This window comes from Vibrio sp. D404a (genome assembly GCF_030248535.1).
Classification (GTDB): Bacteria; Pseudomonadota; Gammaproteobacteria; order Enterobacterales; family Vibrionaceae; genus Vibrio.
Window position 1 is genome coordinate 1 of record NZ_JAHGAJ010000053.1, and the last position, 12,146, is coordinate 12,146.

Below are 12,146 nucleotides of genomic sequence, written 5' to 3' on the forward strand. Positions count from 1 at the left end.
CTAGATGTCTTTCAATCCTTCTCGAATCTCGAATCTCGAATCTCGGGTCTCCAATCTCGAATCTCGAATCTCGAGAAGGATTGAAAGACATCTAGATTGTCGATACAAACAAAAAAGGCTCCCATCGTAGGAGCCTTTTGTTTTATGCCTTAGCAATACAAAGATTCAATTTAGCTTGTTGGCTTATTGAGGTTGTACACCTTTTGCGTTGTTCATGTATTGGAAGAAGTCTGTCTTCGGATCCAGTACTAGAATGTCGCTCTTATCGCTAAATGATGATTCATAAGCTTGCAGTGAACGCATGAAGCCAAAGAACTCAGGATCTTTGTTGTAAGCGTCAGAGTAAATCTTCGCTGCTTCTGCGTCTGCGTCACCTCGAGTAACACGAGCAGTACGGTCAGCTTCTGCCAGCACTGTTGCTACTTCTAGTTCAGCTTGTGCACGAATTACTTCTGCACGCTCACGACCTTGAGAACGGTGCTTACGAGCAACCGATTCACGCTCTGCACGCATACGCTTGTAGATTGAGTCACTGATGTTGTCTGGAAGGTTAATCTTCTTCATACGGAAGTCGACAATTTCCACACCTAGATCTTTCAGTGCACTTTCACGTGTATCCGCAAGAACATTTTCCATGATCTTGTCACGCTCACCATCTACCTCTAGCGCTTCAGCAGCAGCAACAGTTGTTACCTCTTCGCTATCAGCTGAATCTGGCAGAACATCGTTGTTACGAGGGCCTGATACGATTTGCTTGATTTCACGAGAACCGATTTCAGAACGAAGAACGTCTGTCACTTTACGCTCTAGAAGTGCTTGCGCTGTTAGTGCGTTACCGCCACCCGTTGCTAGGTAGTATTGACCGAAGTCTTGAATACGCCATTTCACGTACGAATCGATGATTACGTCTTTTTTCTCAGACGTTACGAAACGGTCAGAACGGCCATCCATTGTTTGAATACGTGCGTCTAGTGTTTTCACACGGTCAAACAGAGGCAGTTTGAAGTGCAGACCAGGTTCGTGGATTCGAGAGATGTCGTTGTTATCTTTCAATACACGACCGAAACGAATCACGATACCGCGCTCGCCTTCTGGAATCACGAACACAGACATCAACATCAGTGCTAGCGCAACAACCAATACAGGGATCATTAACTTACGCATTATTAGTATCTCCCTTGACGTGAGCTATCTGAACGAGACTGAGAGCTCGATGGCGTTTCAGTTTGAGTTTCTAGTTCAATCTGATCGTAAGTTGATGGTGCTTTAGTAGAGCGAGTGCCCGACTTAGAACCACCTTGAGCGCCTAACTTATCAATCGGTAGGTAAAGTAGATTACCGCTCGATTCAGAGTCAATCAGCACTTTAGATGTGCTTGAGTACACTTTTTCCATTGTATCTAGGTACAGACGGTTACGTGTTACTTCTGGAGCTGCTTGGTATTCAGGAAGTAGCTTTTCAAATTGAGCTACTTGACCAAGTGCACCATTGATAGTGCGCTCTGAGTAACCCACAGCTTCTTTCTTCAAACGCTCTGCACGACCTGTTGCTTTAGGAAGAATGTCATTTCGGTAAGCTTCTGCTTCACGCTCGAAACGCTCTTCATCCTCACGAGCCGCGATTGCATCATCAAATGCATCTTTAACTTGCTCAGGTGGACGAGCCGACTGGAAGTTCACGTCTACGATTAGGATACCCATGTCGTAGCTGTCGATAATGCGGTTCAATGTTTCTTGAGTGCTTTGACGAATCTGTTGACGACCGCTGGTTAGGATACTATCCATTAGCGAGTCACCAATTACTGCACGAAGCGCAGAGTCTGTGGCTTGGCGTAAGCTGTCATCAGCATTCGTAACACGATACAAGTACTTGTATGGGTCTGAAACACGGTATTGAACACCCATTTCAACCGTTACTACATTCTCGTCTTTAGTCAGCATGGTGCCAGAGGCACGCAGTGAACGGATCGCTTGAACGTTAACCAGCTGTTCATCGCTGATTTGGTCGATGAAACGTGGGTGCCAGTTTAGGCCCGGCTCTTCAATACGGTCGAACTGACCCAGTCGAAGTACCACAGCTCTCTCTGCTTCACCTACGGTGTAGAAACCCGCAAAGAACCAGATAGCGATAGCAATAACTGCGATGACACCAAAGCCAATCGCACCACCGCCACCAACAGATGAACCGTTGCCACCTTTTTTACCAAACTTGCCACCCAACTTTTGACTCAGTTTGTTAAACACTTCGTCTAAGTCTGGCGGTCCTTGATCTCGGCCACCGCGATTATTCTTATTACCCCAAGGGTCATTATCGCGGCCGTTATCGCCGTTGTTATTTCCAGGCTCATTCCACGCCATTAGAAAGCTCCATCATTTGATATGACGTTATACTGTAGCAGTCTCTGTGGTAACGATAAAGTCACCTAAGAGTGCCCCTTCTCTTTTTTCTAGTTTAGACCAATCCACTTGTTGCATTCGGATATCTATCAACAGGTTACCATTTTCATCATATTCTTCCTGTTGAATAGATTTCAACTGAAAAAACAGACTACGAATACGACCCTGATGTTGAGGTGGAATGCACAGTCGATATTGAACCATTTGGCTTGCTAGACGTTCTGTCAGCGCCTCAAACAGTAATTCAATGCCTTCCCCTTCCATTGCCGAGACCCAAACAGCGCGTGGTGCGCCCTCTTCGTCTCGTTCAATGCGAGGTTTTTGGTCTTCCATGCAGTCAATCTTGTTCATGACTACAAGGGTTGGCACCTCATGAGCATCGATTTCTTCTAATACATCATGAACTGCCTGAATATTCTCACGAAAGCGGTCATCACTGGCATCAACAACATGTAACAAAATGTCAGCTTCCTGCGTCTCTTGTAACGTTGCTTTAAATGCCGCGACTAAATCGTGCGGTAGGTGACGAATAAATCCTACAGTATCTGCAAGGATTGCCGGACCTACATCAGTCAGATCGATTTTGCGTAGTGTTGGGTCTAGCGTTGCAAACAGTTGGTCTGCCGCGTAAACACCAGCACGGGTGATCTGGTTAAACAGTGTTGATTTCCCTGCGTTGGTATAACCAACAAGAGAAATGGTTGGGATTTCAGCTCGATTACGAGCACGGCGGCCCTGTTCACGCTGCTTAGCTACCTTAGCTAAACGACGCAATATCGCTTTTATACGGTCACGCAACAGACGTCGATCTGTTTCTAGTTGAGTTTCACCTGGACCACGAAGACCGATACCACCTTTTTGTCTCTCAAGGTGAGTCCAACCGCGAATCAGTCGAGTAGAGATATGACGAAGCTGAGCAAGCTCAACTTGTAGCTTACCTTCATGAGTTCGCGCACGCTGTGCAAAGATATCTAAGATAAGACCGGTGCGGTCAATCACACGACACTTACACAAGTGCTCTAGGTTGCGCTCTTGGGCAGGAGAGAGGGCGTGATTAAAAATCACAATTTCAGCCCCAGTTAACTGAACGGCTTGAGCGATTTCTTGGGCTTTACCCTCTCCGACGTAGTATTTAGGGTGCGGGGATTGACGGCTACCAGTAATCACTTGTAGCGTTTCTACCCCCGCAGAGGAGACCAGCATTTCACATTCGCTTAGGTCTTCCCATTCACCCTCTTGCGTGAAGTTGATATGAACAAGTACGGCTCGCTCACCGGATTCATAACGGTCAAACAAGCAACCAACTCCTTATTACAGCTTCAGCTGTATTGATTGAACGATTAATCTTCAGATTTCTCTGAACGATCAGCTGGTGCACGCTCACCGCTGTGATGGCTTACTGCGCGAGCAGGTACCACAGTAGAGATCGCATGCTTGTAAACCATTTGGTTTACTGTGTTCTTCAATAAGATCACGAACTGATCAAAAGACTCGATCTGACCTTGCAGCTTAATGCCGTTAACAAGGTAGATAGATACTGGAATGCGCTCACGACGAAGTGCATTTAGAAATGGGTCTTGCAGCGATTGCCCCTTAGCCATTTTATTTTCCTTATTTTGTATTTTGTTGTAATTATTTAGCTAGTGGTGCACAAAAAGGTGCGGCCTTTGCATCTGAGCTAAACGAATAAAAAAACTCCGTTGTTATTGAAAGGCTGTAAGTTTAAAAAGCCTCAATAACGGATCCTTTCCAGAGTATATTCACGCAAAAGCGATCACATTATACACAGCTATCTTAGTCAGATGCTATTGCATCTGAAAGAGTTTCTAGCGCTTGTTCAATGTTTTCGCTATCTAACCAAGTCAAATCATCCCAACTGCGTAACCAGGTGATTTGGCGCTTGGCCAATTGACGGGTTGCACAGACTCCACGGAAAACCGCTTCATCTAAATCACAATTCCCATCTAAATAGTCCCACATCTGACGATAACCTACGCAACGAATCGATGGTAGATCAGGGTGAAGATCGTCTCGGGCGTACAACGCCTTCATTTCATCTTCAAAACCTGCCTCTATCATTTTCTCGTAACGCAGCTCGATACGACGATGCAGTTCAGCCCTTTCCTTGGGAGCTATAGCAAATTGCTTCACACGAAATGGCAGGCTATCGCCCTTCGTTTGAGTTAGCTCTGTTAATGTTTTACCCGAAATTCGAAAAACTTCCAATGCTCTTGACAGTCTTTGTGGATCATTTGGGTGAATTCTTTCCGCAGATACTGGATCAACCTCTCTTAATTGATCATGCAGCACTTGCCATCCCTGCTCGTTTGCCTCTGCTTCGATTTGTTTGCGAATCTCTTGGTCTGCCGCTGGTAAAGGGGATAGCCCTTCTAGCAATGCCTTGTAGTAAAGCATAGTACCGCCAACCAATAATGGTATTTTTCCAGCCGCAACAATGTCGTTCATCTCTTTAAGCGCGTCACGACGAAAATCTGCCGCAGAGTAAGATTCACTTGGATCCAAAATATCGATCAAGCGGTGAGGAGCAAGGGCTAACTCTTCTGCGTCTGGTTTCGCAGTACCAATATCCATATCTTTGTAAATCAACGCCGAATCCACGCTGATGATTTCCACCGGGAATTTCTGACGTAAACGAATGGCTAGATCTGTTTTACCTGATGCGGTTGGGCCCATTAAAAACAGTGCTAAAGGTAATTTTTGAGTCATGATGTTCTGTATTTGCTTCTCTGTTCACGCTCTGTCAAAGCCAAAGGCTGTGTCTCGCGATAAGTTGAACCGTTAAATAACTTAAGCTGTGAATCTCTAATACTGTGAATAATCAGTATTCTAACCAACGTAAGTGATAATTAGATTAAGCGGAAAATGCCGCAATTGTCGCTGAAAAATCAACGGGGTTAACAAACTCAGGGTCATCTAATGGAAGTAGACCATGCCAGAGCTGCTCAAGTTCCCCAACTAATTGAACCGCCTCAGATAAAGTGTAGTCGCTTTTTACTTGAGCGGTTTGAATCCCAATCCAATTGACCAGTTGAGCCAACAAATCTTGATTGGCTTGGCCGTTGCCAGTCTGGATATTGAGCGAAGCCGCGTACGATAACAGATCTGGGATTAAAGTTTGTAAGTTTTGCTGTCTGAGCGGAGATGGCACACCCATCACCATGATCGCCTCACTGTTACGAGCCTTCAACTCAATCCCTAGCAGGGCAAGCTCTGGTGTCAGTGACTTCATAGCCTCAACCATTTCAGCGCCCACTTTCATCGACAACGGGACCAATAGCGGTTGGCTTTTTAAAGCCCCTTGTTGTGTATTGAGCTGACCAATCACACGCAGGAATTCAGCTTTGGCTAGCGAGAGCAACAGGCAACCATTCTTACTGCCCATCGTCAGATACTGTTGGTTCACCACGGTAATGGCTTTGCCCAATTCAGCGATGATTGGACGCTCACTTGGTAACGAAGTCGCAGGCGTTGTCGGTTCTGATTGTTGTGTCTTTTCGCTTGGTGCTACTTTCACTTTCGCCGAATCAAACTCTGGCGTTTGCATCAGCTCTTTATACGCTTTCACTTCTCGCTTAGACGGTGCAGGCTCAGCATGATATTGATTGGATGGTTTGTCTGGCTTTGGCGCCGGGCGAGATTCGGTCCACTCTTGGCGAGGTGAGTCCGTGAAGCTCTGCCTACCACTACCCTGCTGACTTTTCTCTTGGCCTCGTGAATAGTTCGACGCGCGATCTTGAATTGACTCTTGAGCCTGCTCTGACTCTGCCTTTCTTGGATAAGCTGGCGTCTGGTCAATCGCCTGTCGTGCTCTTTCAAATGCCTGTGTTTCACCACCCGATGTTGAAGCTGGCTGAGAAGAGACAAACGTATCTATTCCCTGCGGATCTTCAGTCACAACATCCTGCTCTTGCAACGAAGTTTGATGGAAAGCGGATTGGTTCACAGGCGCGGCATCAATATGCTTCGTTTGAGCCAACCCATCACTCAGTGCTTGATAGATAAAATCATGCACCAAACGTGCTTGATGAAAACGCACCTCATGTTTAGCCGGATGCACATTTACATCCACCTGATGCGGGTCGAGTTCTATAAACAGCACATAGGTTGCAAATTGATCGGGACGAAGACTGGTCTCATAGCTTTGACGTATGGCGTGATTGATCAGCTTGTCACGCATCATGCGGCCGTTCACATAGCAGTATTGCGAATCACTTTGCTGTCTTGCCCCTTCGGGAGTGGTGATCCAACCATGCAGCTTGAGACCTTGATGCTCCAACTCAATCTTGAGCATGTGACGAACAAACGCATTACCACATACTGCTGCAATACGCTTTTCCGCTTGAATCTCTGTTTTCGCCGCTCGGTATTGGCGGATCATCTTGCCGTTGTGGCGCAGATTAATCGTCACATCAAAGCGACTCAGTGCAATGCGTTTTAATAGCTCATCAATATGAGTAAATTCGGTTTTTTCAGTGCGCAAAAACTTGCGTCTTGCCGGCGTATTGAAGAATAGGTCTAAGACTTCAACGGAGGTGCCAATTGGGTGTGCTGCTGGCTGCAACTTCACAGCCATGTCACGACCTTCACTGTAGGCCGCCCATGCCTGATCTTGCGTTGCAGGGCGCGACGTCATGGTTAGACGCGCTACTGAGCTGATACTCGCTAGTGCTTCACCACGAAAACCAAGGCTGACAATGGCCTCTAAGTCATCCAGAGTATGTATCTTAGAGGTCGCATGACGGCTGAGTGCTAGGCCTAGTTCATCCTTAACGATGCCTTTACCATTATCACGCACACGAATCAGCTTAGCGCCGCCCTTCTCGATATCAATATCGATACGAGTCGCGCCTGAATCTAGGCTGTTTTCCACCAACTCTTTAACCACCGAAGCGGGTCTTTCAACCACCTCTCCGGCTGCAATTTGGTTAGCGAGACGTGCTGGTAATATCTTAATCGTCATAATGGTTCTCTACTCGCTCTGGCTCTCTACTCATTATTTATGAGGAATCACCAACACCTGACCAACGGCAAGGCCATCGGAGCGCAATTTGTTCGCTTTGCGGATGCTGTCTACAGTCACACCATATTTCGAGGCGATCTTGCCTAGGTAGTCACCACGCACGACTTTGTGTTTGCGAAGCGGCAACGCCTTAATGCTGATGGTGATCTTCAACTTTTGGCCAACCTTCACAATGTCCGAACGCAGGTTATTCTCACGCTTAATCGCAGAGACACTCACACCGTATTTATTGGCAATGCTACCTAAGAACTCACCACGCTTCACCACGTGGGTAATAGTGCGTCTTTCTACATCATTACCAACGCTCTGCGCAGCACCCGGAACTTTCAGCTTCTGACCAATTACCAAACCTGTCGATTTAAGGTTATTGAGTGACATAAGCTGCTTCATTGTTGTTCCATATTTCTTCGCAATCACAGAAAGCGATTCACCACGAGTCACCTTATGCGTCGTCACCGAAGCTACAGGAGCGGGCGTCGGCCTTGCTGTGTTCGATAGCACCTTGCCTTCAGGTGGGTTGGCTTTCAGATATTTCACCACCGCCGTCGTGATCGCTGTTGCCAACTTATCTTGGTGAGAACGTTGGAACAGCAGTTTCTCTTCCGTTGGGTTCGAAATGAATCCCGTCTCGACCAGTACAGATGGAATCTGAGGCGAGCGCAATACCGCTAGGCTGGTGTTAATCGGCTTTTTGTTATGCAGCTTAGAGACTTTACCCATCTCTGACAGGATCTCTGTCGCGAGTTTGTAGCCCTCTTTTTGAGAGTGACTAAACTGCAGATCAAGCAAGGTTTGGTTAACGTTCTTATCGTCGATATTGCTGGTAAAGACATTACCGCCTCCACCCAACAATTCCGATTGTCGTTCAGTATTCTCAATCCAACGAGAGATCTCGGTATTGGCACGACGCGTGTTCAGCACAAACACTGAACCACCACGAGGCTGAGGTGTAGTAAAGGCATCCGCGTGAATAGAGATCAACAGGTGCGCTTCGTTTTCACGAGCAATAGCCACTCGGCGATTCAAATTAACGAAGTAATCGCCATTTCGTGTCATCCGAGTTTTAACGCCCGGTACAGCATCTAGCTTGGCAGCGACTTTGCGCGAAATACTTAAAACTGTGTTCTTTTCATACTTACCAGACGGTCCGATGGAACCCGGGTCTTCACCACCGTGCCCAGGATCAATCACGATCAAGATGTCTTGATTGCGCTGAACTTGATCAATGCTCTTACTGACCGTTGAACTGCTTGAAGAGCTGGAACTGGTCGAAGGCTTTTTGGCATCGCCATGCGGAAGATCGATCACCAAACGGTGACCATATTGTCCACCCGGCGTAGGGCTTAGTTTGAAGATTTCCGCTTTGGTGGATTTCTTCAACTCAAACACTAAACGATAGGTCGTTTTTTCTGGTGGTGAACTCTTACGGATCTTTTTCAGAACCGGACTATCGGTCACGTTGACTGGCAACTTAGTCGCTAAGTTGGTGCGTTTAAGATCCACCACCAAACGGCTAGGGCTGCTCAATGTGAAATAACTAAAATCCGCTTCGGACTTTAGATCAATAACAACTCGCGTTTCTTCAGGGGAAGGCCACACACGCAACCCTTTTAAAGAGTTAGCGGCAGCAATGGAAGAAAATAGCAATGAGAAAACAGCGGCCATCATGGCCACTGTGGAAAGAAGGCGTTTAGAAATCAACATAACTCCAACTGACTAAGTAAGCGTTGTCCATATTCACTGTTAGCGGTTAAAGAGACGACACGATGATCATCTTGGTAACGGATATCGATATCGAGATCCGCTTCAGGTAGCAAACCTTCACCCTTTTCTGGCCACTCAACCAGACAGATAGCATCAGGAGTAAAGTAGTCACGGATGCCCATGAACTCTAGCTCTTCTGGATCGGCTAAACGGTAAAGGTCAAAGTGGTATACCTGCCAATCTGCCAATTGATATGGTTCAACTAGAGTATACGTTGGGCTCTTTACATTTCCTTGATGGCCAAGCGCTTTTACAAAGCCACGACTGAAAGTCGTTTTACCTGCGCCAAGATCGCCATGCAAATAGATAGTGGTTTGCTGTGAGCATAGATTTGAAAGCTCCGTCCCCAGTTGAATCGTTGCTTGCTCATCTTTCAAAGTAAATTGTTTTGTGCTCATGAATACGTTCTCTAAAAATCGATCGTTGACTATATAAAAATCAAAAGAACAAGAATAGTAAACCGTGAAGCTTTTGAGAGACAAGCATTCAAGTGTAAGTTATATGAAAAATAGCCATGAATTTACCTCTGTTCTGGTCAAGACTATAAAGATCCGTTAAGATCCGCCCCCATTTTCGCTCATGCCACGATATAAGCTGATTACCAGGCTATGAATAAAGTTGCGACCAAGCTATGAATCTAGACCATCTTGCTGAACAAATTAAAACTTGGGGACAAGAGCTCGGATTCCAAAAGGTGGGAATCTGTGACGTTGACTTACGTGAACATGAAGCCGCTTTACAGTCTTGGCTCGATGCTGGCTACCATGGCGACATGGACTGGATGGCTCGTCATGGCATGATGCGAGCTAGACCGGATGAGTTGCATCCTGGCACCATTCGTGTCATTAGTGCACGCATGAACTACCTGCCCCCTGAAGCTCAGTTTGCTTCCAACCTTGGCGACAACACTCAAGGCTACATCAGTCGCTATGCTCTGGGGCGTGACTATCACAAGTTATTCCGCAACCAGCTAAAAAAGCTCGGACAGAAGATAGAAAAAGAGATTGAAGGATTGGATTACCGCCCATTCGTTGACTCAGCCCCTATCTTGGAACGACCACTGGCACAAAAAGCTGGGTTAGGTTGGACAGGCAAGCACTCACTTATCTTAGATAAAGAAGCCGGATCTTGGTTTTTCCTCGGCGAGCTCTTGGTGAACATTCCCTTGCCTGTTGATGAACCCAATACCGAAGACTGCGGTAAATGCACAGCTTGCATTACCTCATGCCCGACCGGTGCGATTGTAGAAGAAGGCATCATTGATGCTCGCCGCTGCATCTCTTATCTGACCATCGAGTTTGATGGCGTCATCCCTTTAGAGTTTCGAGAAGCGATTGGCAATCGAGTTTATGGATGTGATGACTGCCAACTGGTTTGCCCTTGGAACCGACATGCTGATGTTAGTGAGCAAAGTGACTTTCATCGTCGTGAGGCGTTTCTCGATACCGATCTTGTGACGTTGGCAAGCTGGGATGAGGCGACCTTTCTGAAAAAGATGGAAGGTTCTGCAATTCGACGCATCGGGCATACACAATGGCTACGAAACTTGTTTGTAGCAATGGGCAATGCACCGTATCAACAGCGCATCATTGATACTCTAGAATCTCATTTAGGTAACAGTGAGCTGCTGGACGAACACATTCACTGGGCACTAGAAAAACAGCAGCAACAATTACCAATTTCTGTCCAAGAAGACCTCTCGAACATCGCTTCACATCAGCCTGTGAATAAAACCGAGAGCAAGAAAAAACGATTAATCAGGATTGTAGAGAAAGGGCTACCTAGAGACGCGTAGTGTATTCGTTATGGATATCAGTCGTTAAGCGGTGCGTAGCACAGTTAGCGGCAAAATGACGGTAAGCTGTTTCATAGAATTCAAGCACAATGTTTGACCTTGTTCTCAAATTTTATAATGTGGAAAAAAATTAAATATCTCTCTACCTTTCCACATAGCAGCAAAGTTAAACACAGTGCGGATAAATGATTAAGATCAAAAAACAACAAGTTAACGATCCTTTAGCACATCAATCACCCTCGCCAAAATACATGAAAATCAATAACTTAAAAAACAATCACTGATTTTTTATCATTGTAATTTAGAAAGATCTTTCTTGTAGTGCTTGACGATTAAGGCTGAAATAACTTTATCAACCAAGTTATCCACATTAGACAAAGTGTGGATAAGTCTGTTTATAGATGTGAAAAAACTCAGATATCTTCTTCAGAGACCTGATAGCTATTAGCATTCCATTAGCTAAGACAAATTTGAGACAAAAAAATATCCACCAAGTATCTTGGAGGATTGATTTCTTTTTTAAGGGATGATGCTTCGCAGCATTAAAGAAAGAGCTTAGGCTTACAGCCTATATCCAAGCTAGATAGCTTAGAAAGAAATTGGAGCGACACACGAGGTTCCAGATCTTCAAGGTTTAGGCGTGACCTCAACCTTGGCAAGGATTGCACTCTGCCAGAATGCCCTTCATGTACAACTCTAAAAATGGAGCGACACACGAGGTTCGAACTCGTGACCTCAACCTTGGCAAGGTTGCGCTCTACCAGCTGAGCTAGTGTCGCATAAGTTAACCGCTAATGCGTTTAACTGTAATGTGGTTGCGGGAGCCGGATTTGAACCGACGACCTTCGGGTTATGAGCCCGACGAGCTACCAAGCTGCTCCATCCCGCGTCCGGATGCATCAATTAAGTTGATGAGTCTTTAAATTGGAGCGACACACGAGGTTCGAACTCGTGACCTCAACCTTGGCAAGGTTGCGCTCTACCAGCTGAGCTAGTGTCGCATAAGTTAACCGCTATCGCGTTTAACTGTAATGTGGTTGCGGGAGCCGGATTTGAACCGACGACCTTCGGGTTATGAGCCCGACGAGCTACCAAGCTGCTCCATCCCGCGTCCGGATGCATTGTTAAGTACAATGAAACTTTAAATTGG

Annotated in this window: 9 protein-coding genes and 4 tRNA genes; 1 reads left to right on the top strand and 12 read right to left on the bottom strand. The window is 46.1% G+C overall.

Going from position 1 to position 12,146, the window contains the following annotated elements:
* Positions 1-183: 183 nt before the first annotated feature.
* The 8 genes from hflC to tsaE all read right to left on the bottom strand — a co-directional run bounded on the left by hflC (position 184) and on the right by tsaE (position 9,599).
* Positions 184-1,164 carry a protease modulator HflC gene (hflC, locus tag KI655_RS23680; RefSeq protein WP_032551492.1) on the bottom strand — a complete coding sequence of 327 codons (981 nt, stop codon included), beginning with the start codon at positions 1,162-1,164 and terminating at the stop codon, positions 184-186.
* A 2-nt stretch (positions 1,165-1,166) separates the two neighbouring features.
* On the bottom strand, positions 1,167-2,357 hold the full coding sequence (hflK, locus tag KI655_RS23685; protein WP_285409151.1) for an FtsH protease activity modulator HflK: 1,191 nt from the start codon (positions 2,355-2,357) through the stop codon (positions 1,167-1,169).
* 27 nt (positions 2,358-2,384) lie between these two features.
* Positions 2,385-3,692, bottom strand: a complete 1,308-nt coding sequence (gene hflX, locus KI655_RS23690) for a ribosome rescue GTPase HflX (protein ID WP_032551490.1) — start codon at positions 3,690-3,692, stop codon at positions 2,385-2,387.
* A gap of 44 nt (positions 3,693-3,736) precedes the next feature.
* A complete protein-coding gene (gene hfq, locus KI655_RS23695; protein WP_032551489.1) occupies positions 3,737-3,997 on the bottom strand; it encodes an RNA chaperone Hfq in 261 nt (86 codons plus the stop codon).
* A 193-nt stretch (positions 3,998-4,190) separates the two neighbouring features.
* Entirely contained in the window at positions 4,191-5,123 is a 933-nt protein-coding gene (gene miaA / locus KI655_RS23700) for a tRNA (adenosine(37)-N6)-dimethylallyltransferase MiaA (protein ID WP_285409155.1), read from the bottom strand.
* Positions 5,124-5,268: 145 nt separating this feature from the next.
* On the bottom strand, positions 5,269-7,377 hold the full coding sequence (gene mutL, locus KI655_RS23705) for a DNA mismatch repair endonuclease MutL (RefSeq protein ID WP_285409157.1): 2,109 nt from the start codon (positions 7,375-7,377) through the stop codon (positions 5,269-5,271).
* Positions 7,378-7,410: 33 nt separating this feature from the next.
* Positions 7,411-9,141 (bottom strand): LysM peptidoglycan-binding domain-containing protein, encoded by a 1,731-nt coding sequence (locus KI655_RS23710; RefSeq protein WP_285409166.1) that lies wholly within the window; start codon positions 9,139-9,141, stop codon positions 7,411-7,413.
* Entirely contained in the window at positions 9,135-9,599 is a 465-nt protein-coding gene (gene tsaE, locus KI655_RS23715) for a tRNA (adenosine(37)-N6)-threonylcarbamoyltransferase complex ATPase subunit type 1 TsaE (RefSeq protein ID WP_150872913.1), read from the bottom strand. Before tsaE ends, KI655_RS23710 begins: the two co-directional genes overlap by 7 nt.
* A gap of 233 nt (positions 9,600-9,832) precedes the next feature.
* Between tsaE and queG the strand changes: the two genes are divergently transcribed.
* Positions 9,833-10,996 (top strand): tRNA epoxyqueuosine(34) reductase QueG, encoded by a 1,164-nt coding sequence (gene queG / locus KI655_RS23720; protein WP_285409168.1) that lies wholly within the window; start codon positions 9,833-9,835, stop codon positions 10,994-10,996.
* 703 nt (positions 10,997-11,699) lie between these two features.
* Here queG and KI655_RS23725 read toward each other — a convergent pair.
* From KI655_RS23725 to KI655_RS23740, 4 genes are all read right to left on the bottom strand, one after another.
* Positions 11,700-11,775: transfer RNA gene (locus KI655_RS23725), tRNA-Gly, on the bottom strand.
* 33 nt (positions 11,776-11,808) lie between these two features.
* Positions 11,809-11,885, bottom strand: a tRNA-Met gene (locus KI655_RS23730).
* A gap of 36 nt (positions 11,886-11,921) precedes the next feature.
* Positions 11,922-11,997, bottom strand: a tRNA-Gly gene (locus KI655_RS23735).
* A 33-nt stretch (positions 11,998-12,030) separates the two neighbouring features.
* Positions 12,031-12,107: transfer RNA gene (locus KI655_RS23740), tRNA-Met, on the bottom strand.
* Between the last annotated feature and the right edge of the window lie 39 nt (positions 12,108-12,146).